22 protein-coding genes are annotated in these 24971 nt (G+C 41.5%); 10 read left to right on the plus strand and 12 right to left on the minus strand.

The features are described 5' to 3' along the window. The first annotated feature begins 48 nt into the window (after positions 1 to 48). Entirely contained in the window at positions 49 to 1383 is a 1335-nt protein-coding gene (locus tag A6B40_RS05080) for an anaerobic C4-dicarboxylate transporter (protein ID WP_025248238.1), read from the plus strand. Between the two features lie 358 nt (positions 1384 to 1741). Here the strand turns inward: A6B40_RS05080 and A6B40_RS05085 are convergent, their stop codons facing one another. After that, positions 1742 to 2401 (minus strand): NAD(P)-dependent oxidoreductase, encoded by a 660-nt coding sequence (locus tag A6B40_RS05085; protein WP_025248239.1) that lies wholly within the window; start codon positions 2399 to 2401, stop codon positions 1742 to 1744. Positions 2402 to 2518: 117 nt separating this feature from the next. On the opposite strand from A6B40_RS05085, the gene A6B40_RS05090 reads away from it, so the two are divergent. Next, complete coding sequence (locus tag A6B40_RS05090) at positions 2519 to 3409, plus strand: LysR family transcriptional regulator (RefSeq protein WP_176671758.1); 891 nt, start codon at positions 2519 to 2521, stop codon at positions 3407 to 3409. Between the two features lie 65 nt (positions 3410 to 3474). Here A6B40_RS05090 and A6B40_RS05095 read toward each other — a convergent pair whose 3' ends face one another. The 7 genes from A6B40_RS05095 to A6B40_RS05125 form a co-directional block, all read right to left on the minus strand. Further along, positions 3475 to 4590 (minus strand): MBL fold metallo-hydrolase, encoded by a 1116-nt coding sequence (locus tag A6B40_RS05095; protein WP_236966854.1) that lies wholly within the window; start codon positions 4588 to 4590, stop codon positions 3475 to 3477. A 61-nt stretch (positions 4591 to 4651) separates the two neighbouring features. After that, positions 4652 to 5710 carry an NAD(P)-dependent alcohol dehydrogenase gene (locus tag A6B40_RS05100; protein ID WP_025248242.1) on the minus strand — a complete coding sequence of 353 codons (1059 nt, stop codon included), beginning with the start codon at positions 5708 to 5710 and terminating at the stop codon, positions 4652 to 4654. A gap of 19 nt (positions 5711 to 5729) precedes the next feature. Beyond that, the gene (fghA, locus tag A6B40_RS05105) at positions 5730 to 6563 is read right to left on the minus strand and encodes an S-formylglutathione hydrolase (RefSeq protein WP_176671759.1); all 834 of its coding nucleotides are present in this window, start codon (positions 6561 to 6563) and stop codon (positions 5730 to 5732) included. 71 nt (positions 6564 to 6634) lie between these two features. Then, complete coding sequence (locus A6B40_RS05110) at positions 6635 to 7744, minus strand: S-(hydroxymethyl)glutathione dehydrogenase/class III alcohol dehydrogenase (RefSeq protein ID WP_176672324.1); 1110 nt, start codon at positions 7742 to 7744, stop codon at positions 6635 to 6637. Positions 7745 to 7875: 131 nt separating this feature from the next. Continuing rightward, positions 7876 to 8796: a DMT family transporter gene (locus A6B40_RS05115; RefSeq protein WP_176671760.1), complete on the minus strand. Its 921-nt coding sequence runs from the start codon at positions 8794 to 8796 to the stop codon at positions 7876 to 7878. Positions 8797 to 8866: 70 nt separating this feature from the next. Further along, positions 8867 to 9526, minus strand: coding sequence for an NAD(P)H-dependent oxidoreductase (locus A6B40_RS05120; protein ID WP_176671761.1), 660 nt, complete (start codon positions 9524 to 9526; stop codon positions 8867 to 8869). A 73-nt stretch (positions 9527 to 9599) separates the two neighbouring features. After that, positions 9600 to 10661 carry an NADH:flavin oxidoreductase/NADH oxidase gene (locus A6B40_RS05125; protein ID WP_176671762.1) on the minus strand — a complete coding sequence of 354 codons (1062 nt, stop codon included), beginning with the start codon at positions 10659 to 10661 and terminating at the stop codon, positions 9600 to 9602. A 111-nt stretch (positions 10662 to 10772) separates the two neighbouring features. On the opposite strand from A6B40_RS05125, the gene A6B40_RS05130 reads away from it, so the two are divergent. After that, positions 10773 to 11666 (plus strand): LysR family transcriptional regulator, encoded by an 894-nt coding sequence (locus tag A6B40_RS05130; protein WP_025218069.1) that lies wholly within the window; start codon positions 10773 to 10775, stop codon positions 11664 to 11666. A 72-nt stretch (positions 11667 to 11738) separates the two neighbouring features. On the opposite strand, the gene A6B40_RS05135 is transcribed toward A6B40_RS05130, so the two are convergent. Next, entirely contained in the window at positions 11739 to 12290 is a 552-nt protein-coding gene (locus tag A6B40_RS05135; RefSeq protein ID WP_025218070.1) for an NADPH-dependent FMN reductase, read from the minus strand. Between the two features lie 186 nt (positions 12291 to 12476). Here A6B40_RS05135 and A6B40_RS05140 point away from each other — a divergent pair, with 186 nt between their 5' ends. After that, positions 12477 to 13832 carry a patatin-like phospholipase family protein gene (locus A6B40_RS05140; protein WP_176671763.1) on the plus strand — a complete coding sequence of 452 codons (1356 nt, stop codon included), beginning with the start codon at positions 12477 to 12479 and terminating at the stop codon, positions 13830 to 13832. Positions 13833 to 13891: 59 nt separating this feature from the next. On the opposite strand, the gene A6B40_RS05145 is transcribed toward A6B40_RS05140, so the two are convergent. After that, positions 13892 to 16900, minus strand: coding sequence for a glycoside hydrolase family 2 TIM barrel-domain containing protein (locus tag A6B40_RS05145; protein ID WP_176671764.1), 3009 nt, complete (start codon positions 16898 to 16900; stop codon positions 13892 to 13894). A 185-nt stretch (positions 16901 to 17085) separates the two neighbouring features. Between A6B40_RS05145 and menB the strand changes: the two genes are divergently transcribed. The 4 genes from menB to A6B40_RS05165 all read left to right on the plus strand — a co-directional run bounded on the left by menB (position 17086) and on the right by A6B40_RS05165 (position 21864). Continuing rightward, the gene (gene menB / locus A6B40_RS05150; RefSeq protein WP_025218073.1) at positions 17086 to 17943 is read left to right on the plus strand and encodes a 1,4-dihydroxy-2-naphthoyl-CoA synthase; all 858 of its coding nucleotides are present in this window, start codon (positions 17086 to 17088) and stop codon (positions 17941 to 17943) included. Positions 17944 to 18017: 74 nt separating this feature from the next. Further along, entirely contained in the window at positions 18018 to 20417 is a 2400-nt protein-coding gene (gene mrcB / locus A6B40_RS05155) for a penicillin-binding protein 1B (RefSeq protein WP_176671765.1), read from the plus strand. 177 nt (positions 20418 to 20594) lie between these two features. Then, positions 20595 to 21104: a Dps family protein gene (locus tag A6B40_RS05160; RefSeq protein ID WP_025218075.1), complete on the plus strand. Its 510-nt coding sequence runs from the start codon at positions 20595 to 20597 to the stop codon at positions 21102 to 21104. A 52-nt stretch (positions 21105 to 21156) separates the two neighbouring features. Further along, positions 21157 to 21864 (plus strand): tRNA1(Val) (adenine(37)-N6)-methyltransferase, encoded by a 708-nt coding sequence (locus tag A6B40_RS05165; protein WP_176671766.1) that lies wholly within the window; start codon positions 21157 to 21159, stop codon positions 21862 to 21864. Between the two features lie 46 nt (positions 21865 to 21910). Here the strand turns inward: A6B40_RS05165 and rraA are convergent, their stop codons facing one another. Then, a complete protein-coding gene (gene rraA / locus A6B40_RS05170) occupies positions 21911 to 22408 on the minus strand; it encodes a ribonuclease E activity regulator RraA (RefSeq protein WP_025218077.1) in 498 nt (165 codons plus the stop codon). Positions 22409 to 22494: 86 nt separating this feature from the next. Next, on the minus strand, positions 22495 to 23406 hold the full coding sequence (locus A6B40_RS05175; protein WP_176671767.1) for a mechanosensitive ion channel family protein: 912 nt from the start codon (positions 23404 to 23406) through the stop codon (positions 22495 to 22497). 99 nt (positions 23407 to 23505) lie between these two features. Between A6B40_RS05175 and rluC the strand changes: the two genes are divergently transcribed. Next, the gene (gene rluC / locus A6B40_RS05180) at positions 23506 to 24468 is read left to right on the plus strand and encodes a 23S rRNA pseudouridine(955/2504/2580) synthase RluC (RefSeq protein WP_176671768.1); all 963 of its coding nucleotides are present in this window, start codon (positions 23506 to 23508) and stop codon (positions 24466 to 24468) included. Positions 24469 to 24608: 140 nt separating this feature from the next. Beyond that, positions 24609 to 24968, plus strand: a complete 360-nt coding sequence (locus A6B40_RS05185; protein WP_176671769.1) for a hypothetical protein — start codon at positions 24609 to 24611, stop codon at positions 24966 to 24968. Positions 24969 to 24971 lie beyond the last annotated feature (3 nt).

Here is a 24971-nt window from a genome sequence, read left to right on the forward strand (position 1 = left end):
AATTCGAGTATACTTATTTCTAGTGATTATTTTACTTTTGAGGTTCTTATGCTTTATGCAGAATTTTTGCTTTTATTAGCATTTTTATACGCAGGCAGCCGCTACGGTGGTATCGGTTTAGGAGTTGTGTCAGGTATTGGCTTATTCGTGGAAGTGTTCTTCTTAGGAATGCCACTTTCCGCTCCTCCAATTAGTGTTATGTTAGTTATTTTAGCCGTTGTAACCTGTGCTTCTATTTTAGAAGCGGCTGGCGGTTTAAAATTTATGTTACAGATTGCAGAACGTATTTTACGCAACAACCCTAAACGTATTACATTCTTGGGTCCACTTGTTACCTACGTGATGACATTAATGTTAGGTACAGGGCATTCTGTTTACTCAATTATGCCGATTATCGGTGATATTGCCTTAAAAAATAAAATCAGACCGGAACGACCTATGGCTGCGGCATCTGTTGCCTCTCAATTAGGGATTACAGGTAGCCCGTTATCTGCGGCGGTTGCTTACTATTTAACTGAAATTACTAAGTTACCGGGCTTTGAAGGCGTTACGCTTTTAAATGTAGTCGGGGTAACTATTACCGCAACGTTCTGCGGTGTCATTGCGATGTCTTTATATAGTTTACGTCGTGGTAAAGAGCTTGAAGACGATCCTGAATTCCAACGTCGTATGCAAGACCCGGAATTACGCAAACAAATTGAAGAAACCAGTGCAACTTCGTTAGATGAACAATTACCAGCAAGTGCAAAAAACTCGGTTTACTTATTCTTAGCAGCGATTGCAACTATTGTGGTGATTGCAATGCTCCCAAGCATTAAACCAACCGTAGCTGCAACAGGTAAAGTGGCGGGAATGGACCAAATCATTCAAATCGTAATGCTGACTTTCGGTGGTTTAATTTTAGTGCTAACCAAAACTGATCCGAAAAAAGTGCCGAACGGTATCGTGTTTAAATCAGGAATGGTCGCAGCAATCGCCATTTTCGGGATTGCGTGGATGAGTGATACCTACTTTACATACGCAATGCCAGCATTTAAAGCAGGTGTAATGGAAATGGTTCAAGCCCAACCTTGGACATTTGCTTTCGCACTTTTTGCAGTATCTGTGGTGGTAAACAGCCAGGCGGTAACAGCCAAAATGTTATTACCAGTGGGAATTGCAATGGGCTTACCAGCTCCGTTATTAGTGGGTTTAATGCCGGCTACCTATGCCTACTTCTTTATTCCAAACTATCCGTCAGATATCGCAACCGTGAACTTTGACGTAACAGGCACAACCAAAATCGGTAAATACTACTTCAACCACAGCTTTATGGCGCCAGGTTTAGTTGGTGTAATTACTGCTTGTGTTGTGGGTATTGCAGTAGCTAATGTACTAATTTAATAAAACTATCATATTGGGCGAGGCTAATTTACTCGCCCTATCTTATCCTTCTTTATAAAATTAATGTTGAAATTGCTTTAAAAGCCAGGTGTTTTGCATTCTTTAACAAAATAAACAAACCCGACTCTATATTACTCACCGATAAATAAGTGGAATTTCAAGCTAATCTAATCCAAGTAATAACTTCATCCAATCGTTTACAAAAGTAAATTTTCACTCATCACTAGCACAAGGTTATCTTGAATATTAATAATGAAACACTGTATTTGGAGTGTTTATTTCAATTCTCCATAAAAACTCTAACATAATAGAAAATGAAAATAAGGCTGTAAACACAGCCTTAATTGAACCATTCATTTTATTTTTCAGATACTGTAAAGCGTTGGAATAAATGGGCTTTTTGCTCTATATCATCAACCACAGCAATCGCAAAGTCAGCCACTGAAATGCCTGCAGGAACATCGCCGTTCATTAGCAATTCTTCACTACCTAGACGGTATACTCCCGTACGTTCTTCGCTATAACCACCTGTTACACCAAGCATTGCAGGCGGAGAAACAAACGCCCAGTTTACATCACGACGCTCACGCAAGTCGTTCAATAAATGGCGAGCAGCATTTGCACCGTCATAGATCTCTTTCGGGAAATCTGGTGTATCAATAACTTGAAGATTTGGAGCAACATAGAGGCTACCGGCACCTCCAACCACTAATAAATACGGCACTTCTGCGATTTTTGCCGCTTCAATAATTGCATTCGCCCCACGAGTGAAATCTGCCCCAATATTTGGATTTGTCCATCCCGGGTTGAAGGCACTGATTACCGCATCCACACCCTTTAACTGCTCAGCAAAATTTGCATTTTCTACATCAAAAGCAACTGCTTGCACATTCTTAGTTTGCTCAACTTTTTCTACGTTTCGAGCAAATGCTACCACTTGATGACCACGCCCCGCTAACTCTTTCACAACAGCTGTTCCTACATAACCCGTTGCACCAATGACTGCGATTTTTTTCATTTTGTTTTCCTTCTGTGGAGTAAATTTGATAAGTTGTATTTTAATGAAATAATAATTTGGATAAATACTGACTTTTGAATAAAATTGTTTCAATTTATGAAAAAATAAGAGGAAATTATGGATAGAATTGAGGCGATTCGCATTTTTCTCACCATTGCAGAAACGGGCAGTTTTACTGCGACGGCAGACAAATTAGATCTCTCAAAACCAATGGTAAGCCGTGCGGTAGCAATGCTAGAGGAATGGTTTAATGCTCGTTTGTTGCAACGCACCACACGCAAGGTTTCACTTACTGAAGCAGGGCAACAAGCGGTCGAATATTGCCAAAAAATTGCAAATTTAACAGAAAACATAGAGCAAGATTTTCTTGCCCGTTCGGGAGAATTAAGCGGAGCATTGCGGATTTCTGCGGCAATTTCATTTGGTGGAACACATTTAGTAACAGCTTTGCAAGCCTTTATGCAAAAGCACCCGAAAGTGTCGGTGCAGTTACAGCTTTCCGATCAGAAGGTCGATCTTTTTGACGAGCGAATTGATCTTGCTTTACGCTTTACGGATCGCCCGGATACTGGCTTAGTGGCTCGAAAATTAGCCACTATTCATTCACAACTGGTTGCGACACCTGCTTATCTCTCTCAATATGGCGTGCCAAATACACCTGAAGATTTGGTTCATCATCGTTACCTTGCACACGCAAACGTAAACCGTAAAAGTTGGAAATTTTATCGAGATGGACAAGAAACGGTGCTAGAGCTGGTAAGCCCTTTCTGTGTGAACGACACTACTGCGTTACTGAATGCGGTAATGGCAGATGGTGGCATTGCAATGCTACCAAGCTATATGCTGACAGAGCATTTAACACAAGGCCGTTTGCAACCCGTGCTGACCGATTGGCAATTACCGATTTATCCGCTTTATGCTCTGTATCCAACTCGCCATCATTTGCCGCTCACGGTGCGTGCATTGGTAGATTTTTTGGCAGAGTATTTTGCGGATCAGCGTTGGTAAAGCATTCCTTAATGAAAAAACAAGCGGTGCAAAATTTTCACAAAATTGCACCGCTTGTATATTGGTTATTCTTCAATCCGTCTTAATTCAGGGGCTTTCCACCAATCATCATTGGTAAAGCCTGCTTGATATTTCTCGCCCATTTTTGGTACATCAATCGCAAGATTGTGAGAACTTGCCTCTGTAATGGCGGTATCAATCGATTGATACCAAGAATTTCTGCCTAAACTAAATACGCCCCAGTGAATTGGGATCATCTTTTTTGCATTCAAATCTAATGCAGCTTGCACCGATTGCTTGGTAAACATATGAGTTTTCGGCCAGCCTGCATTGGCAGCATCAATCTCGATAAAGGCTAAATCAAAACTGCCATATTTTTTGCCAATATCAGCAAAATGTTGAGCATAGCCTGTATCGCCACTCCAATAGAGACGTTGTGAGCCTTCTAACACAAAAGAAGCCCAAAGGGTTTTGTTGCGATCGTTCGTCCAGCGAGAACTATAGTGCTGTGTTGGTTCGGCGGTTAATTTCACTGTGCCTGCCATTGTGAAATCGCCCCAGCCCAGCTCGGTGATTTTTTCTGCTGGCACGCCCCAAGATTGCAATCTTGCACTCACGCCGAGAGGGGCGACAAAACGCTTGGCTTTATCCGCTAAATATCGCATTGTGCTTGCTTCTAAGTGATCGTAATGATCGTGGGTAATCAGCACCACATCAATGTCTGGCAAATTCTTACGTTCAATCGGTGCTTCTTGAAAGCGTGGGGCAACCAATGGGAAGTTGAGCGGATTGGCATTATCAAACACAGGGTCAATCAAAAAGCGTTGCCCGTCTAATTCCAACATAGCCGAACCGTGCCCAAGCCAATAATAAGCAAAATGTTCAGGCGTACCGAATGTGTGTTTATTTAAATCCACCATCGGCAAACGCCCGTTCGGCGTATAGCCATCGTAACGGATAAAACCGCCTTTGCCTGTGGCTTGCTCTGGATAATAGGGCAGATCTTCAGTATAAAGATTGATAAACTGCCCGTTTTTGTAATAAGGCAGATCTTTAAAACGGCTCTCATCAGGTAAATCGCCTAAGTTACGATAGAGCATAATGCCAAGCACAGCAGCGATTAGCACTAAGCCAGCTAATAGCCATAACATAAATTTAATCGTTTTTCTTAAAATCGTCATATTTTTCCAAAAGAAAACCGATTGAGCTTAACACTCAATCGGTTGTTAGTATCAGCTCAATTTAAGCCTTCAAACTTGCCATATCAATCACAAAGCGATATTTTACATCAGATTTCAGCATACGTTGATAAGCGTTGTTGATATCTTGCACATCAATCATTTCCACATCTGGCACAATGTTGTGTTCTGCACAGAAATCAAGCATTTCTTGGGTCTCTTTAATACCACCGATGACAGATGCCGCAATTGAGCGTCTGCCTAGAATCATTGGTACGGTGTTGATAGTTTGCTCTAATTCGCCGAGTAGGCCGACTAAAACTAATGTGCCATCTAACGCAAGCGTTGGAATGTAAGGTTTTAAGTCATGAGTATATGGCACGGTATCGATGATTAAGTCAAACGTATTAGCCACTTCTTGCATTTGAGCTTCATCGGTTGAAAGCACCACACGGCTTGCTCCTAAGCGGAAGGCATCATCAGATTTGCCTGCCGAACGAGTAAATAAAGTAACTTCCGCTCCCATCGCAGCAGCTAATTTTACTGCCATATGCCCAAGACCACCCAAGCCAATTACACCGACTTTTGAGCCTTTTTGCACATTCCAATGGCGGAGTGGCGAGTAAGTGGTAATGCCTGCACAAAGAAGCGGAGCTACTGCTTTGGTATCTAGTTTTTCAGAGACTTTTAAGACGAAGTCTTCACTAACGACTACGCCTGTACTGTAACCGCCTTGTGTTAATGTGCCATCAAATCTGTCGTGGCTACCATAAGTGCCAGTATTGCCATTTTCGCAGTATTGTTCTAACCCTTGTTGGCAAGGCGAACAAGTACGGCAAGAATCCACCATACAACCCACTCCAACTAAATCGCCAATTTGGAATTTGTTTGCTTTGCTGCCGACTTTGGTTACTCGACCAATAATTTCGTGACCGGGAACAATAGGATAGGTATGTGTCCAGCCCCAGTCATTGCGAGCGGTGTGTAAATCTGAATGGCATACGCCGCAATATAAAATATCAATTAACACATCATCTTCACGCAGCTCACGGCGTTCAAAAGAATGCGGCTCAAGGTCGGTTGTTGCACTAAATGCAGCGTAGGATTTTACAGGGTAAGTCATCGCTTTTCTCCATTAAACATTAAAGTGAGTATAAATTTTTTGCGTGAAATTCAATATGTTTACCAATAAAACTGGCAATAAAGTAATAGCTATGGTCGTAGCCCTCTCGTAGATTAAATTGATATGCTATGCCTAATTTATCTGCCATCTGGCAGAAAAGTTCGGGTTTTAATTGTTCATTTAAGAACTGATCTTTATCGCCCTGTTCAATCAAGATGGGTAGGCTCGGACGGTGCTTTTCAAGTAATGCTACGCAGTCGTAATCTTGCCAAGCCGTCTGATTTTCACCTAAATATGCAAGAAAGGCTTTTTGCCCCCACGGTACTTGGCTAGGGGCAACAATTGGAGAAAATGCGGATACACTTTGATATTGTTCTGCATTTTTAAAAGCAATTGTTAAAGCGCCGTATCCGCCCATTGAATGACCGAAAATAGACGCTTTCCCATTGGTTGGAAAATGTTCATTAATTAACTGTGGCAATTCGCTAACAATATAATCATACATCTGATAATGTGTTGCCCAATCGCTTTGTGTTGCATTCAGATAAAAACCTGCTCCCTGCCCTAAATCATAGGCTTCATCGTTAGCAACATTCTCACCTCGTGGGCTGGTATCTGGTACAACAACAATCACATTATGTTCATTTGCATAACGTTGAAAGCCTGATTTAGTGATGAAATTCTGCTCGGTACAAGTTAAGCCAGAAAGCCAATAAAGCACAGGTAATTTCTGTGTGTCAGCAGACTTTGGTAAGTAAATCGCAAATTTCATTTCGCAATTTAGCGTAGAAGATGAATGTTTCCAAACCTGCTGTTGTCCTTCAAAGATTCGATAGTTTTCAATTTGTTGCATAATGTCCTTACAAGCGGTCAAAATCCGCAATTTTTTTGCAAATATAAAAGGCGGAATTTTCCGCCTTATAACTAATAATGAATGACTGAACGAATAGATTTACCTTCGTGCATTAGATCAAAGGCTTCGTTAATCTGCTCTAAGCCCATTGTGTGGGTAACAAACGGACGTAAACGAATAATGCCTTTCATTGCATCTTCAACCATTTGTGGCAACTGGGTGCGACCTTTTACCCCGCCAAATGCCGTGCCTTTCCACGTTCTACCTGTAACCAATTGGAGCGGGCGAGTTGAAATTTCTTGCCCAGCCCCTGCCACACCGATAATAACAGACTGTCCCCAACCACGATGGGCGGATTCCAACGCTGCACGCATCACATTTACATTTCCAATACATTCAAAGGTATGATCTACGCCCCATTTTGTCATCTCGATGATAACTTGTTGGATAGGCTTATCAAAATCGTTTGGATTTAGGCAATCCGTTGCCCCGAACTCTTTTGCCAAGCCAAATTTTTCAGGGTTAGTGTCAATGGCAATAATACGACCCGCTTTTGCTTGTTTAGCTCCTTGAATAACGGCTAAACCGATACCGCCTAAACCAAATACCGCAACGCTATCGCCCTCTTGTACTTTGGCAGTATTATGTACTGCACCAATACCTGTGGTTACGCCACAACCTAACAAGCAAACTTCTTCGTGATTTGCTTCAGGGTTAATTTTTGCTAATGATACTTCTGCCACCACGGTGTATTCACTAAAAGTTGAACACCCCATATAGTGATAAACTGGTTTACCTTCATAAGAAAAACGAGTTGTACCATCTGGCATTAAACCTTTACCTTGCGTTTCACGCACGGCTACACATAGATTTGTTTTACTTGATTTACAGAAATCGCACTCACGGCATTCTGCGGTATAAAGAGGAATAACGTGGTCGCCAACAGCAACACTCGTTACACCCTCACCTACTTCTACTACGATACCAGCACCTTCGTGCCCTAACACAGCTGGGAATACGCCCTCAGGATCAGCTCCTGATAGCGTAAAGGCATCAGTATGGCATACACCTGTATGAGTGATTTTAACCAACACTTCGCCTTTTTTCGGGCGTTCTACATCAATTTCTACGATTTTAAGTGGCTCATTCGGGGCAAATGCCACCGCTGCACGGGATTTTATTGTATTCATAACTCTTAAATAAGGATAAAAAATTAAGCAAATTATAGAAGAATAGATTTATTGTTTGTAATTGATAATTTCTATATTTAGATATAAATATAGATGATATTTGCAAATTTTTAATACCTATACTAAATCAGCCTAATACAGGCTACTCCTAGTATCAATAAAGCAACACCGATTAAATGTGATGATAAAACAGGCTTTTTCGCTACGCCGAATAGCCCGAATTTATCTACTAACAAACTGCCGCAAATTAAGCCTGATAACACTAACATAACGACTGAACCTGTGCCGATTTGTGGCACAAGCCAAACACCTGAGAGAATGAATAGGCTACCTAAAATACCGCCGCTCCAGATCCAAATGGGCTGGGCTTTAGTGGGTTTAAATAAGTTTGGCAGGCTTTTTTCATAAAATAGAACCGTTAAAAATAAGCCAATTACGCCAACTAAAAATGACGTAGTTGCTGCACTTAATGATGAACCAAGTTGTCTGCCTAATTCGCCGTTCACTGCAGCTTGAGTAGCAAGAGCCATCCCACCCACTATGCCTAAACCTCGCCACAGCCATAAATTTTCATTGTTGGTTTTCTGTTTTAGTGCTTTTAGCTGAGGTAAAACAATCGCAACAAAGACACCAAGCAGAACCAATCCAATCCCTATCAGGCGGATAGTAGAAATAGCAATTTGAGGGGATTTTAATAATCCAAAGGTATCAATGAGAACCCCCATCAAAACTTGTCCTAAAATTGGCATTATAGCTGTTTGTACTCCCCCCAATTTGGGGAAAATTAGCACATTTGCGGTTAAGCCAAACATACCGAGCAGACCACCAGTCCAAGCCCAAAGAGGAACGGCGAATAAGGTTTCGCTATTAAAAATCAATGGGCTGCCAAGTATCAAGGATAAAATGAGTAAAAAGATAAGCCCAACTAAAAATGAAACAAATGAGGTTAGAAAGGCAAAACCTAAATGTTGGCGTAAGCGAGCATTCACTGCCGATTGAATCGCAATAAAGGCCCCTGCGAGTAAACCAATAATAAATGTCATATCAATCTTAATTGCAAAATATGAAATAAAATAGACCGCTTGTTTGCTACAAGCGGTCTGATTTTTTTAATTATTCTACAAATTTCACAACTTGTTCAAAGGTTTTACGGGCTTTTTTGCGGATTTCTTTATCACGATAGCCGAAGGTGCACATCACTGAAACACCCCATTCGTTCGGGTCGAATAATCCTGCATCTGCTAAAATTTGGTTTACTTCTTTATATGCAAAACCTTCGATTGGGCAGGAATCCACGCCTATCATCGCTGCACCTGTCATCATATTACCTAGTGCGATGTAGGTTTGCTTACTCGCCCAGTCAAATAGGCTGCGTTCGTTGTCTAAAATGCCAATATCTTGCTCTTGGAATTTTTTATATACCGCCATTGCTTTTTCACGAGCTTCGCCTTGTAAGCCACGTCTATCCATAATTTCAGCAAAGTATTGACTATCAAAACGAGCATTTTTCTTCGCTAAAATAACCACGATATGGCTTGCGGTTTCCATTGTTGGAATGCCCCAGCAATATGGCTTGATTGCTTGGCGAAGTTCAGAGTTTTGCAACACAATAAACTGCCACGGCTCAGACCCTACTGAACTTGGGCTTAGGCGACCTAGCTCTAAAATATAGTTAAAATCTTCGTCTGAGATTTTTCTATTGCCGTCATAAGAACGGGTTGAAGCACGGTAATTAAATGCGTTGATAATATCTTCTTTGTTAAAAAAGCTCATTGGTTTCTCCGAAAACTGTGAATACTAGTAGGGGTAAATTGCAATTTACCCCTGCGAATTATCAGGATTATGACTACATAAACCCACGTTGATATTGGAATGGCACAAATTGCATCTCTGAGCTGTTGGCAGCGTTTCGGTTATATTGAGCATTCAGTACCCAATACGGATCACGCAATAATGCTCGTCCAACGGCTACTAAATCTGCATTTTCTAAACCTAAAACATGGTCGGCAACGGCTGGCTCATCAAGCATGCCGACTGCAATTACAGGTAAGCCTGTTGCTTTTTTCACTTTTTCTGCAAGAGAAACTTGGTAGCCAGCATAAAACTCAGGGTGGTTGTCTGCATATAATACGCCATCGCCACCACCGCTGATATCTAACATATCCGCACCAGCTTCTGCAAAACGTTTAGCCACTTCAACACCATAGTCGCTATCAAAGCCATCTTTGCCGTACTCTTGGGCAGAAATTCGTACGATTAAAGGCATATCCGCAGGCATTACTTCTTTTGCGGCTTTAATAACTTGCTCGCCGAATAGCATTGGGTCTTTGCCGTATTCGTCTGTACGTTTATTTGATTTTGGCGAATAGAATTGATGGATTAAATAGCCGTGAGCGGCGTGCAGTTCAATCGTATCAAAACCTGCAGCGACGGCTCGTTTTACTGAATTTTGGAAAGCAACAACCAACTCTTTGACTTCTTCTGTGGTTAATTCACGAGGGGTAATCAGATTTTGCCCTGCATAATCTAATTCGCCATAATGAATTGCTGAAGGGGCAACCGCATTTGGTTCGTCTTGAGCTTTACGCCCAGCGTGGGCGATTTGAATACCGATTTTTGAGCCGTGAGTGTGAACGCTATCCACAATACGTTTAAATTGGGCTTCTTGCTCATCATTCCACAAACCTAAACAATTTGGGCTAATGCGTCCATTTGGAGCGACATTGGTCATCTCAACAATAATCAGCCCAACACCACCAATCGCACGACTGGTATAATGCACAAAATGCCAATCATTCGGCACACCGTCTGTGGCGGAATATTGGCACATCGGTGGCATCACCACACGGTTTTTGAGTTCAAGATTTTTGATAGTAAATGGAGTGAATAATTTTCTAAATTTTGCCATTTGGTTTTCTCCCAAAATTACGATAAATTCAAATATACATTAAATTGGGCGAAATAATAAAGAAATGCTATTATTATTTCAAATTGATTATTTTGATATAGAGATATAACAATGAGCGATATCAGAACCCTTGACTTAAACCTACTAAAAGCCTTTGTCGTATTGCTAGATGAATGTAATGTGAGCCGAGCGGCGAAGCGGCTTTCGGTTACGCAACCTGCAATGAGCGGAATTTTAAATCGGTTAAGAGAGAGTTTTAATGACCAATTATTCGTGCGAGTGCAGCACGGTATGCAGCCTACAGAGAGGGCATTGCAATTAGGCCAGACGGCTCGTAGCATCTTACAAGAAATCAACACTATGTTACAGCCACCTGTGTTAGAGCCTGAAAAACTGACAATGACCCTGCGTATTGCTGCAATGGATTATGTTCAGCAAATTATTGCTCTACCGCTAATTTTGCGTCTTCGCCGCCTTGCTCCGAATGTAAGGGTGGCACTATTGCCTGTGCAAGGACAGAATATAAAAACATTATTTGAACAGAATAAAATTGATTTAGCGTTAGTTAGTCAGGAGCATTTAAGTGCGGATATACCAAGAACAGTGTTGTATGAAGAGCGTTATGTTTGTGCGATGAGCCATACGCATTCTCTAGCGAATAAAAAACTCACATTGGAACAGTTTTGTGAATTACCGTTCGCAATGCTCTCTTACAATGGTGGCGAATTTAGTGGAGCGACAGACATCGCATTGCAAAAATTAGGCAAACAACGCAAGGTAATGGTTTCGGTAAACCATATTTCACTTTTGCCACAACTGTTACAAGGCTCAGATTTAGTGGCTGTGTTACCTGAACATTTAGCCAAAACCTTACCGAACGTGCATTTGCAATCTCCGCCTATTGAGGTGGAAGGTTTTACGATGATGATGGCGTGGCACGAACGAACCGAGCAAGATATTGCTCATCGTTGGTTAAGAGATATTTTGAAAGATGTGGTGAAATAGGTATTTTGGATTCTACACACTAAAAAGCCGTTTATCTTTTTTGAGATAAACGGCTTTTATTATGTTAAAAGATTAAAATTTTTCTACAAATTCCGCATAAGCATTGATGAAGTTTTGCATTGAGCCTTTTAATGCATCATTTGCAATTTCACCATCTTCTGCAAATACACCGCCGAATAAGTTACCGACGCTTAAAGCAAATGGTAGGGTAGGCATATTCACGAATGCACCAGAGGTGATAGCGCGGAGTTGATCTGCTACACGCACACCACCGCCTGCACTTGCTCCTACAGTAACAATACCCACAGGTTTGCCAAGCCATTTGCTTTCACCCATTGGGCGAGAAACTACGTCAATCGCATTTTTTAACATTGCTGAAATGCCTGCGTTGTGTTCAGGGGTAACGAATAAAACGCCGTCTGCTTTTGCCACTGCTTCACGCACACGGGTGTATTGTGCAGGGCTATTTTCATCTAAATCACGGTCATAAAGAGGTAAGTCTGCAATTTCAACAATGTTTAATTGAATGCTTGCCGGTGCCATTTTTTGTAAGTGGCGAACCGTTAATTGACTAAATGAAGTTTTGCTGTTGCTGCCGATTAATACTGCTATTTGTTTTGCCATTTTATAAATTCCTTAAAAGAATAACTAAACTTGTGCCTATTTTAGCCCTTTCTGTTTATAGAATAAAGCACATATAGTGAAAGTTACTATTTACTCATAATAAATAATCTTGCAAATTTTATGCTATTTTTAACCGCTTGTACGGGAAAATCATTATAATCTGTCCTCATTAATGTAGAGGTTCTTATGTCTGTTTTAAAGAAAATAAAATCTATTTCAACTTTAGCTGTAGTAACAACGCTATCCGCTTGTAGCTTGGTTATGTATAAACCTGTTGATACAATCAAACAGGTTAATCCTGAAAGTGGTTATCGCCAAAAAAGCGTGATAAAAGAAAATGCTAAAGACGGCAACATTGTTGTTGTAATGTTTTCAGGCGGTGGTACACGAGCCGCGGCACTTGGTTATGGAGTGTTGGAAGAATTACAAAAAGCGAAAGTGAAAGGTACTCAGAAAGGCAATACGTTATTGGATAATATTGATATGGTTTTTGGGGTGTCAGGCGGTTCGGTATTAGCCACTTATTTTGCGTTGGAGGGAAAAGCGATTATCCCTAAATTTGCGAATAACTTTTTAAAATCAAATTTTCAGAAAGATATTCTTACAGAAGTGTTTTCGCTCTCTAATTTACCTCGTTTAAGCTCGCCGCAATTTGGACGAGGGGATTTGCTACAAGAACGCTTTAACTTAGCTCTTTATAAAGGCAAAAAATTTGGCGATTTAGTGAAAAATCGCAAAGGACCATTTGCTGTTATTAGCGCAACGGATATGAACATCGGGCAGCAACTCACATTCACTCAAGAAACCTTTGATGGGCTTTGTCTTAACTTAAACGATTTAGAAATTGCTCGAGCCGTTGCAGCATCAAGTGCTGTACCACTGATTTTTGCTCCACTCACACTCAATAATAACGGCGGAAATTGTAATTTCAGTTTACCAGAAGCCTTTGCTGAACAAGAAAAAACAGCGAATGGTTTAGTAAATATTGAAGAAACAGAACATCCGCTTAGCTTTTATCAAGACAGTAAAGAGCGCCCGTTTATCCATTTAGTTGATGGCGGCTTAACCGATAATTTAGGCTTAGCCTCAGTACTAGATATGTCTGATTTGCTAGGTGTTGAGGAAATGTATAAACAGGTTAGCGAGCTAAGAGTAAAAAACATTGTTGTAATTAATGTGAACGCACAAAATGAAGTCTCGAGTGAAATTGATAAAACCGCTGACGTTCCTGGTGTGAAAGATGTGGTCAATACAATCATCAATGTACCGATTGATAGCACTACACAAATTAATCTTCAGCGTTATAGCCAATTTAGCGATAGTTGGAATGAATACTCCAATAAGCAGCAAGCAAAAGTGGAGATGTATTTTGTTAATTTAGGCTTGAAAGAATTGCCTGATGGTCAATTGAAAAAAGAGGTATTGAATATTCCAACATCTTTTTATTTACCAAAAGAAGATATTGATAAATTGCGTGAATCAGCTCGCATTTTATTAGAGCAATCAGAGATTTATAAAAAAGCGTTACAGGCTTTACAATAACGTACTTTGTTATTCACAAAGTAAGGCGCGAAGGGGCAAATTACAATTTGCCCCTACAGTTAAAGTATAATTTTTACATTCCATTTAAAATGCTCTTCATTTAACCGATATTGCTCTTTCAAACTAGGCCCACACGAATTTGAGCCGATACCGCTCATTTTGTAATCTACGCACAAAATAGTATGTTCACTTTCTACCAACTCGTAGCTGTGGGTTTTGGCAGTTAATTCTTCTTGCGTATAAGGCGAGAGATTAAAGCTAAACGGCGTGTCTGCAGTAATCATTAAATTATCTAACTTCACATAATGCGTGCCGAAATAGCTGCCGTTTTCTTGCGGTTTGAGGTAATCCGTGTGGTTTTCTGCCGCCGTGGTTTGGTAACGCCCGAGCTTCGCTAAATGGTGCTTATCTACATAACTTTCTCGCTCGCCATAGCCGAAATATTCTGCTTGATAATTGGTTTTGTTAAGGAAAAAACGCAGTCCGAAGCGTGGTAAAAACGGCAAATGGGTTGGGCGTTTTGCCTGTACTACATTTAGCTCAATTTCGCCGCTCGGCAAAATATGGTAAACCACTGTCAGCGTTAATATTCGGCTTTGGGCGGTTGCCACAATGCCGCATTCCGCCACAATTTTCACGCCGTTTTCCTCTTGCAAAAGTGTGGTGGAGTAAGCTCGGGTGTAGCATTTGTCGTAGCCGGCTTTTTGCCAAAACTCTTGAATTAAGCGGTCGTTATCGGTTGGGGCTCGCCAAATGTTGAAATCGAGCGGCTGCTCAATCATCGGCACGCCGTTTTTCTCAATGGCGGTGAAAATGCCTTTGAGTTTGTCGAAACGGTAGCGATATTCGCCATTGGTGATCTGCCAGCCATTTGTAATATTTTCCACAAAAATCACCGCTTGTGAGCGTGGTGGAAGCTCCGGCTTCACCATTTTTTCGGTGAGAACAAGCTGGTCAAAGCCCAAATGATGATCTTTGGATAGTAGCGGCGTGCTTTCCTTTAAATAATAGTCGAGAGTTAAAAGCTGCAATTTTTCGCTCGGAGCAGGCAATTCCAGTGGCAAACAAGCGGTCTGATTTGGCTCGCAATTTACCAAAAGTTGCCCTTGCTGCACGGTTTCGCCATTTTCGCTAAAGGCATAATGCACGGTGAGGTAATCGGCAAGATTGGTGAAATCCAACTGATTTTTCAGCCAAATTTTGCCCTCTCTCAACTCGGCTCGAGCCGGGCGATTGACGTTTTTAAATTCAAGCAAATTGGTGTGCGGAATACGGTGTTGCGAAACCAAACCGTCCATACAGAAATTGCCATCGTGCAAGGTTTCGCCGAAATCACCGCCGTAGCCGTATTTTTCAGAATGTGGGGTAAGTGGAGCGTGGTCGCACCATTCCCACACAAAGCCGCCGCACGAGCCGGCGTATTGCTGGAACGTCTGCCAATAATCTTCCGCATCGCCGCAAGAGTTCCCCATTGCGTGGGCATATTCGCACAAAATAAACGGTTTGCGGCTTTGTGGATCGGCAAAATATTCATCAAGCCGCTCGGTGCTTGGGTACATTTCGCTGTATAAATCTAAGTTGGAGAGATCGTTTTGATGTGCGGAATGCTGATAAATTGAGCCTTCGTAATGGGTTAAGCGGCTCGGATCTCGTTCCTTCACCCAGCGAGCAGCGGCTTCAAAATTCTCGCCAAAACCGGCTTCGTTGCCGAGCGACCAAATGATGACTGACGTGCGGTTTTTGTCTCGCTCCACATTGGCGTGGGTGCGGTCTAAAATCGCTGCTTTGAAATTCGGATCTCTTGCAAAATAACAGAAATTATCGACCGCTTGTTGGCGGATTTCCTCCTGTTTATTCGGGTTTTGCACATTGAACAGAATGCTGTTTTCGGGGCTTTCAATGTACACCGCACTGGAACCGTGGGATTCAATATCGCTCTCGGCGATCACATAAAAGCCGAGCTGATCGCACATTTCGGTGAACCACGGTGAGTTCGGATAGTGAGCGGTGCGAATGGCGTTGAAGTTGTGCTCTTTCATCAACCGCAAATCAATAAGGGCTTGCTCACGGCCGATGGCGTAACCAGTGACGGGGTCGGAATCGTGGCGGTTCACGCCTTTGAATTTAATCGGTTTGTTGTTAAATAATAGCACGCCGTTTTCCACCCGAATTTGGCGGAAGCCGATTTTTTGCTCGATGATTTCGTTTTGATAGCTTAATTGTAATGTGTAGAGTTTCGGATCTTCCGCATTCCACAACGCCACATTGCAAATGTTTGCCGAAAAATCACCGCTTGCTTGCTCACAAACAAGGTTGCCTTGCGGATCAAGCAGTTGGAAATGCACTTCTTCAGGCTGATCGGAAAATTGCGTTTCCACTGAAAGTGCCGCTTGGGAAAGATCTTCGCTTAATTTATAGCGGATAAAGCAATCTTGCAGGTAATTTTGCTCACGCTCCAAAATGTACACATCACGGAAAATGCCCGACATTCTGAATTTGTCCTGATCTTCCAAATAACTGCCGTCACACCATTTCAACACCACCACCACAAGGCAGTTTTTGCCGTGCTGGAGCTGTTGGGTAATCTCAAATTCGTTGGTGCTATGGCTGATCTGCCCATAGCCGACAAATTCACCGTTCAGATAGACAAACAGACAGGAATCCACGCCCTCAAAATTGAGGAAGTAACGTTTGTTTGGCTTGGGTTCAAATTCGATTTCATGCTGATAAACTCCACACGGATTTTGGTGTGGCACATAAGGCGGATCGAACGGAATCGGGTAATTGATGTTGGTGTATTGGTGAGCGTCAAAGCCCTGCGTTTGCCAGTTTGAGGGAACCGGAATAGTGTGCGAACCAGCCCGAGTGAGGAAATCGGGCGGTAAATCGTAAGGGCTTGGATAAAGATCAAACGCCCAATCGCCATTAAGCAAGGTGAAATTTGCTGACTGCTCACGCTCCAACTGGCTCGGCGTTTGCCCTTTTTGAAAAGGCACGAAATAAGCGTGGTGCGGCACTCGATTAACGTGTAGCACGCTCGGATCTTGGTAATAATTTGGTAATGACATAACAGCCCCATCATCAAAAATATGCTAACCGTCATACATTAAAGCAGTTCTAAAATAGGGCAATCGCTAATGTTTGAAAGTGTGAGGGGGATCACAAAAAATAAGGATCTTAGACAAATTTTCTTTTTCTATTGATTCCGTTATAATCACAACAATTTTTTGACTATTTTTTAAGGAATTAAGTAATGTTATATCCAAGCGAAGAGTTTTTATATGCACCGGTGGAATGGGTTGATCATAGCGAAGGCTACACCGACATTCGTTACCACAAATCGACTGATGGTATTGCGAAAATCACCATTAACCGCCCTGAAGTGCGTAATGCGTTCCGTCCGCACACGGTGAAAGAAATGATCGAAGCCTTTTCTGATGCTCGCTTTGATGAAAAAATCGGGGTTATCGTTTTAACTGGTGAAGGCGAATATGCGTTTTGTGCCGGTGGCGACCAAAAAGTACGTGGCGACTACGGCGGCTATAAAGATGAGAGCGGCGTTCACCACTTAAACGTGTTGGATTTCCAACGTGATATCCGCACTTGTCCTAAACCAGTGGTGGCAATGGTGGCAGGCTATGCGATTGGTGGCGGTCACGTTCTGCATATGTTGTGTGATTTAACCATCGCTGCGGATAACGCTAAATTCGGTCAAACCGGCCCGAAAGTGGGTTCATTTGATGGCGGCTGGGGTGCAAGCTATATGGCTCGTTTAGTTGGTCAGAAAAAAGCCCGTGAAATTTGGTTCTTATGCCGTCAATACAACGCTCAAGAAGCGTTAGATATGGGCTTGGTGAACACTGTTGTGCCTTACGCCGATTTAGAAAAAGAGACCGTGCGTTGGTGTCGTGAAATGTTACAAAACAGCCCGATTGCCTTACGTTGCTTAAAGGCGGCGTTGAATGCGGACTGCGATGGTCAGGCCGGTCTTCAAGAATTAGCGGGCAACGCCACAATGTTGTTCTATATGACGGAAGAAGGGCAAGAAGGACGCAATGCGTTTAATGAAAAACGTGAGCCGGACTTCAGCAAATTCCGCCGCAATCCGTAGTTAATACAAGCGGTTGATTTTTGTAAATTTTTTGCAAAATTTGACCGCTTACCTTTCTATATTGAAGTTAATTTATGTCAGACGTTGAGTTAAACGAGCAGAGCCAAGAGCCTGAGCAGAAGCCAAAAAAGAGAAGCTATATTCTTACTACTCTATTTAAACTTGGTTTGATTGGGGCTTGTAGCGTTGCCTTTTACGGTATTTATTTGGACGGCAAAATCCGTAGCAAAATGGACGGGCAAGTTTGGGAATTACCTGCTGAGGTTTATGCTCGCATTGAGAGTATCAAAATTGAAGATAACTTAACGCTGGAGCAAACCAAGCAAGCGTTGTTAGATAACGGCTATCGCCAGGTTTCGCAAGTAGCAACTCCAGGCGATTTCAAAATTGAAGAAAATCGTTTAGTGTTGCTCCGCCGTGCGTTCCCATTCCCTGAAACGCCTGAAGCTCAACGTGTGCTGCGTTTAACCTTCAAAGATGACAAATTAACTTATATTGAAGATTTAGTGCAGGCGAAATTAATTGAAGAGTTCCGCCTAGACCCGAAATTGCTGGCAATGCTGCATTCCGACAGCGATGAAGAACGCCAAGCATTAAAGCTACAAGAATATCCTCGTTTATTAATTGAATCCCTAATTTTAACCGAAGATCGCCGCTTTTATCAGCACGATGGGATCAGCCCAATTGGGATTGCTCGTGCGTTAATCACTAACTATCAAGCAGGACGTACGGTACAGGGCGGCAGTACTTTAACGCAGCAGTTGGTGAAAAACCTATTTTTAACCAATGAACGCTCTTTAGTGCGGAAAATCAATGAAGCCTTGATGTCGGTGATTTTGGATTTTCGTTATGACAAAAACCGCATTTTAGAAACCTACCTCAACGAAATTTATTTAGGACAGAACGGTAGTTATCAAATCCACGGCTTTGCCTTGGCGAGCCAATTCTATTTTGGCAGACCGATTCAAGAAATTAGTCTCGATCAAATCGCCTTGTTAGTAGGAATGGTGAAAGGTCCGTCGCTGTATAATCCGTGGAAAAATCCTAAAGGGGCGACGGAACGCCGTAATGTGGTGTTGCGTTTATTGCTTGATCACCAAGTTATAAACCAAGAACTTTATGACTTATTAAGTACCCGCCCATTAAATGTGCGTGAAAAAGGCACAATTTACCGTGAACAGCCTGCCTTTATGCAGGCATTAACGCTTGATTTGAAAAATGAATTGGGTGAGGTGAAATCAGCCCAACTTTCCGGTACGAAAATTTTTACAACCCTAGACCGTAAACAGCAGCGTTCAGCAGAACAAGCAATTATTATTGGCTTAGAAGATTTAGAGAACAAAGATAAAAAGGTTACCGATCTGCAATCTGCCATTGTAGTAGCAGAATATCGCACAGGTAAGGTACGGGCGATAGTGGGCGACCGTTTAACGCAATTTGCAGGTTTTAATCGTGCCATTCAGTCGAAACGCCAAATCGGTTCTTTGGTTAAGCCATCCATTTATGCGATTGCGTTGGCTCAACCTGATTTATTCCGCTTGAATACGCCAATTCAAAATAAACAGATTTCCATTAAAGTCGGCTCAACTTATTGGACACCACGAAACTACGACCGTAGCTTTAGTGGCTCAGTAATGTTTATGGACGCTTTAGTTCGCTCACTTAATATTCCAACAGTAAATATTGGTATGAAGGTAGGCTTGAAAAAAGTGATTGCCAAGCAAAAAGAGATGGGATGGGATAATGCAGAAATTCCACCATATCCATCAACATTGTTAGGTTCTTACTCGATTTCACCTTATGATGTAACACGTTCTTACCAAGTAATTGCAAATGAAGGGTTAAAAACACCATTAACAACCATCGAGGCAATTATTTCGCATAATGGTGAAATGTTCTATCAACGAGATAACAACAAAGCGAGTGAGCAGGTACTTCCACCGGAAGCTGCAGTGCAAACAATGTACGCAATGCAACAGGTAGTAGAACGAGGCACAGCTCGTAGTCTACAAAATGATTTTGCGAAGTTAAAATTAGCAGGTAAAACAGGTACAACCAATAACGCAAGAGATACCTGGTTTGTGGGAGTTGATGGAGAACACGTTACCACCGTATGGTTAGGTAAAGATAATAACGGCGATACAAATCTGACAGGTTCAAGTGGTGCGTTATATGTGTATAAACAATATCTTGAACGGGCTTTACCGCAGGCGTACAAATTACCAAAACTCGATACTATACAATGGGTAGGGATTAATAGCTACGGTAGTTGGAATTGCGACAGCGGCAGACAAATTCCTGTTTGGCGCGATAAAGGGCAACGTTATTGCACCAGCACTGGCACAGTCGTTACGGATAAACCAAGTGTGTGGGACGCTCTTTCCCTGAAGAAAGAAAATAATTCAAATCCGAAAGCAGAAGAGGCTGAAGGCAAACAATCTATTCCAATCGAAGAAGTTGCACCAAAAGAATAAGAATATATTTGATAGCCATTATCATTCAAATGTCATCTTGTGATAGATTTCACCTATATTAAGTATATATTATAACCATTTGCCTCTTTGCTATTTGAGGAGTAAGATAACCATAAATTAAATAAGCAGTATGCAATTTAATTTGAAAGATAATTACCAATAAAAAAGGAGCATATTATGGCAATGTCAAATATCGGTTTAGATAAAGAAGTCGCGAAAAAATTAGCAGATGAATTAAACGGTTTATTAGCAACTTATCAAGTATTTTATACCAATGTGCGTGGTTACCACTGGAATGTGCGTGGTGTAAACTTCTTTGAATTACACGCAAAATTTGAAGAAATTTATGATGATTTAGTCTCTAAAGTAGATGAAATCGCAGAGCGTATTTTGACCTTAGGTCATACACCAAACAACGCATTTAGCCAATACTTAACACGCTCTCAAATTAAAGAGCATATTGGTGTTTCAGCTGCTCAAGAGTGCTTAAGAGGTACATTAGATGGCTTCAAAACGCTTCTAGCCCAGCAGCGTGAAATTTTAGCCCTTGCAAATGATGCTGATGATGAAGGTACAGCTTCTCAAATGAGCGACTACATTAAAGAGCAAGAGAAATTAGTGTGGATGTTTACTGCTGCTTGCGCAGAATGTTCAGATTACGCACAAGGTTGCTCTTGCAACTCATAACAATATACGTTAGTTTCAACCCCGATATTTATCGGGGTTTTATTTTTCTACTATGTCGAGCGGTTTTCAATTTAAACAGTTTTTTATTCAGCACGACCAATGTGCGATGAAGGTCAATACGGACGGCATTTTGCTTGGGGCAATTGCTCACATCAAAAATGTTCAGCAAATCTTAGACTTAGGCACAGGTTCGGGCTTGGTTGCAGTAATGCTTGCACAACGCACAAGTAGTAACTGCCAAATTACCGCCCTAGACCTTGAGCCAAATGCTTACCAACAAGCGGTCAAAAATGCCGAAAATTCTGCGTGGGCAGAGCGAATTGAAGTAGTTCAAGGTGATGTAATGCAGCACCGTTTTGAGCATAAATTTGATTTGATTGTCAGCAATCCGCCTTATTTTTTCGATTCCTTAGCCTGCCGAAATGAAGAGCGAGATCTCGCCCGAAATTTCACCGCACAAACCCATTTTGATTGGCTAAAACAAGCCAAAAAGTGGTTGGCGGAAAATGGCAGAATGACAATGATTTTACCCACAGAAGCGGCAGAAAAACTCATTTCACAAAGCCCCAATATCGGTTTGTATTGTATTGAGCAATGGTTGGTTTTTACTAAAGTAGGTAAAGAGCCGAAGCGAAGCATTGTGAGTTTCAGCTTACAAGATAACATGTGCGAACAAAACGAGCTAGTGATTTACGATCTGAACAATCAATATACATCTGAATTTAAGCTGCTCACTCAAGATTTTTATTTGAATTTCTAAATGAAAAAACCGACCAAGCGGTCGGTTTTTGTGAATTTTTTGCAAATTATTCGCTAATCTCGTTTAAATCCAACAATTCTTGCGAAAGAATAATACCTGTTAAATCAGCATAAACATAATCTTCAGGGAAGAAAGTTACACCACCAAAATTAACCGGCGTATCCACTTCGCCAATATCGGTATTATCTGCCCCCACAGGAATTGGAGCGAGTGCGTGAATACCAATATCTAAACGTTCTAAAACATCTAACTGACGAACAGCACCATAAACGATAATCCCTTCCCAGCCGTTATCCACTGCCAGTTGAGCCAGCTCCGCATCAATTAAGGCACGGCGAACTGCACCGCCACCATCAACTAATAACACACGCCCTTCACCCTCTTCTTCCAGCACTTCGGCAATTAAACCGTTGCTTTCAAAACATTTAACGGTGGTAATTTTACCGAAAAATGATGATGCTCCACCGAAGCTTGAAAAAATCGGTTCAACCACATCAACTTGATCGGAATAAAGATCGCAAAGCTCAGAGGTATCGATACGCATAATATGCTCCTGTTCTTAAGTCATTTAACTAAAGTATAAACCTTCGCTTTCAATTTGCAAAATTTTATTGAAAAAAGACCGCTTGTTTAATACTTCTCATGTTCTTTATTATCTAACAAGTTGTTTTTAATATGTAATTCCATTTGATTATAAGGAATTTCCACACCTGCATTATCAAATGCTAATTTGATTTGCTCGGTAATTTCCCAATAAGCAGCCCAATAGTTTGGTGTTTGAACCCAAGGACGAACAACCAGCTGTACACTATTTGCCGCTAAAGCACCTACAGCAACAACAGGTTTCGGCTCTTTTAAAACATATTCATTCGTTTCTAAAATACGCTCAATAATCTCTTTGGCTTCTTTAATATTAGAATCGTAAGAAATATCAAAGGTAAAATCGATTCGGCGGGTTGGGTTGTTTGAGTAGTTCACAATGCTGTCTGAGAACACTTTGCCGTTTGGTAATAACACGGTTTTGTTATCGCCTGTGCGAAGCTCTAATACTAATAAGCCCATTTGCTCAACCACACCTATCATTCCACTACTTTCAATTAAATCACCTTTACGGAATGGTTTGAAGATCAGCAACATTACGCCGGCAGCGAAATTTTGTAGGGAATTTTGGAGTGATAAACCAATCGCCAAGCCTGCCGCACCGATTAAGGCGACTAACGAGCTTGTGTTAATGCCTAATTGCGAAAGGGAGGCAATCACCACAATCAATAAGAATAAGAAATAGCTAATGGAGGAAATGAAGCTTTGCAACATTTCGTCTTTAGTGGATTTGAGAGCAGCTTTGCCAAGTAAATTACTGATGACTCGAGCTAAGAATTTACCGATAACAAAAATGGCGATTGCCAGCAAAATCTTAGTGCCATAAGGGATAATCCATTCGTTAAGCATAGTGTCAAAGTTCATATTGCTGACTTTGTCGATCACTTTGCTGGTTTCTGCGACGACATCAATGTTTTCAGCTGGAGGAGTTTTGTCGGTCATTTGAGTTCCTTAAATTAAAATGAAAAATGTGCCAATCTCGAAAAGATTGGCGGTTTTGTGTTACACTTCGGGGCAATAATTTTCCGAAAAGACAAGATAATGACAACAGAAAAAGTAATTAGTGCCGCAGTGCAATTTTTTACCATCAGTGAAGATGAAGCCGGGCAGCGTTTAGATAATTTTTTATTAGCGAAACTGAAAGGCGTGCCGAAAAGCCTGATTTACCGCATTGTGCGTAAGGGCGAGGTGCGAGTGAACAAAGGGCGGATTAAGCCCGAGTATAAACTTCAGCCCGATGACGTGGTGCGTGTGCCGCCGGTGCGTGTAGCGGAGAAAAATGAAGCCCCGATTTCCACCAAGCTCAACAAAGTCGCAGAATTGGAAAAGCAAATTCTGTATGAAGATGACGTAATGTTGGTCATCAACAAACCGTCAGGCATTGCGGTGCATGGCGGCAGCGGCTTGAGTTTCGGCGTGATTGAAGCGCTGCGAGCGTTACGTCCGCAAGCCCGTTTTTTAGAGCTGGTGCACCGTATCGACCGTGATACCTCGGGCATTTTGCTAGTGGCGAAAAAACGTTCTGCCTTGCGTTCGCTGCACGAACAACTGCGTGAAAAAGTGGTGCAAAAAGATTACTTGGCATTAGTACGTGGGCAATGGCAGGCTCACACCAAAGTGATTAAAGCCCCATTGTTGAAAAACGAGCTGGCAAGTGGTGAGCGAATTGTGCGTGTGAGCGAAGAAGGCAAACCGTCAGAAACTCGTTTTAGCATTGAAGAACGCTATGCGAATGCAACTTTGGTGAAGGCTTCACCGGTGACAGGCAGAACCCACCAAATCCGTGTGCATACCCAATACGCCGGACACCCAATTGCGTTGGACGACAAATACGGCGACAATGATTTCGACAGCAAAATGAAAGAAGCCGGTTTACACCGTTTATTTCTACACGCTTATTCCATCCGTTTTGAACATCCGAAAAGTGGGGAAGAGATGGTGATTACCGCACCGCTGGATAAAACGCTTAAAGGGGTGCTGGCAAAGTTGAGACAAATGCAGTAATACTTCCTATGATTTTGTTATTGTGGATACCAATATGGTTGTTTGCTTTCGGTTCATTGCTTGTATCAAGAGAAAACTACTATATACGTTATAGTGATTTCTATAACTACACATTTATATTAATGTTACCAATCATATTTATGGTTAGTAAAATTAAGATTAATGATCTGAGAGGGAGACCTATTCCTTTATTCTTAAAAGTTTTTATTGCTATTTGGCTTAGTTATCCTTTAATTAACTACTTTAATCATCTATATATTCGATTATTTGGAGAGGAAACATCATATATAGTTGAAGTTTATGATAAAAGGAAAGAATACAAGAAAGACAAAATACACTCTTATATTGATGTATCTGCTAAAAATGATAAGAAAACCTTAGATTACGCACCACTTTATCTAAAGGTAGAGGTTGGATCAAAATTACTAATCAACCAGAAAACATCGTTAGTTGGATATTCTATTGAATATAGAGATATCCAAATATTAAAAAATGAGTAGTAG

The sequence above is a fragment of the Mannheimia varigena genome (genome assembly GCF_013377235.1).
Lineage (GTDB): Bacteria > Pseudomonadota > Gammaproteobacteria > Enterobacterales > Pasteurellaceae > Mannheimia > Mannheimia varigena.

Coding starts and splice junctions, on each gene's coding strand:
- fghA (WP_176671759.1), bottom strand. CDS start 6,563: ATGCAACAAATTGAAAACTATCGAATCTTTGAAGGACAACAGCAGGTT.
- A6B40_RS05095 (WP_236966854.1), bottom strand. CDS start 4,590: ATGACGATTTTAAGAAAAACGATTAAATTTATGTTATGGCTATTAGCT.
- A6B40_RS05130 (WP_025218069.1), top strand. CDS start 10,773: ATGAGCGATATCAGAACCCTTGACTTAAACCTACTAAAAGCCTTTGTC.
- rluC (WP_176671768.1), top strand. CDS start 23,506: ATGACAACAGAAAAAGTAATTAGTGCCGCAGTGCAATTTTTTACCATC.
- A6B40_RS05080 (WP_025248238.1), top strand. CDS start 49: ATGCTTTATGCAGAATTTTTGCTTTTATTAGCATTTTTATACGCAGGC.
- A6B40_RS05160 (WP_025218075.1), top strand. CDS start 20,595: ATGGCAATGTCAAATATCGGTTTAGATAAAGAAGTCGCGAAAAAATTA.
- A6B40_RS05085 (WP_025248239.1), bottom strand. CDS start 2,401: ATGAAAAAAATCGCAGTCATTGGTGCAACGGGTTATGTAGGAACAGCT.
- A6B40_RS05165 (WP_176671766.1), top strand. CDS start 21,157: ATGTCGAGCGGTTTTCAATTTAAACAGTTTTTTATTCAGCACGACCAA.
- A6B40_RS05145 (WP_176671764.1), bottom strand. CDS start 16,900: ATGTCATTACCAAATTATTACCAAGATCCGAGCGTGCTACACGTTAAT.
- A6B40_RS05100 (WP_025248242.1), bottom strand. CDS start 5,710: ATGACTTACCCTGTAAAATCCTACGCTGCATTTAGTGCAACAACCGAC.
- A6B40_RS05175 (WP_176671767.1), bottom strand. CDS start 23,406: ATGACCGACAAAACTCCTCCAGCTGAAAACATTGATGTCGTCGCAGAA.
- A6B40_RS05140 (WP_176671763.1), top strand. CDS start 12,477: ATGTCTGTTTTAAAGAAAATAAAATCTATTTCAACTTTAGCTGTAGTA.
- A6B40_RS05090 (WP_176671758.1), top strand. CDS start 2,519: ATGGATAGAATTGAGGCGATTCGCATTTTTCTCACCATTGCAGAAACG.
- A6B40_RS05125 (WP_176671762.1), bottom strand. CDS start 10,661: ATGGCAAAATTTAGAAAATTATTCACTCCATTTACTATCAAAAATCTT.
- A6B40_RS05120 (WP_176671761.1), bottom strand. CDS start 9,526: ATGAGCTTTTTTAACAAAGAAGATATTATCAACGCATTTAATTACCGT.
- A6B40_RS05135 (WP_025218070.1), bottom strand. CDS start 12,290: ATGGCAAAACAAATAGCAGTATTAATCGGCAGCAACAGCAAAACTTCA.
- mrcB (WP_176671765.1), top strand. CDS start 18,018: ATGTCAGACGTTGAGTTAAACGAGCAGAGCCAAGAGCCTGAGCAGAAG.
- menB (WP_025218073.1), top strand. CDS start 17,086: ATGTTATATCCAAGCGAAGAGTTTTTATATGCACCGGTGGAATGGGTT.
- A6B40_RS05115 (WP_176671760.1), bottom strand. CDS start 8,796: ATGACATTTATTATTGGTTTACTCGCAGGGGCCTTTATTGCGATTCAA.
- rraA (WP_025218077.1), bottom strand. CDS start 22,408: ATGCGTATCGATACCTCTGAGCTTTGCGATCTTTATTCCGATCAAGTT.
- A6B40_RS05185 (WP_176671769.1), top strand. CDS start 24,609: ATGGTTAGTAAAATTAAGATTAATGATCTGAGAGGGAGACCTATTCCT.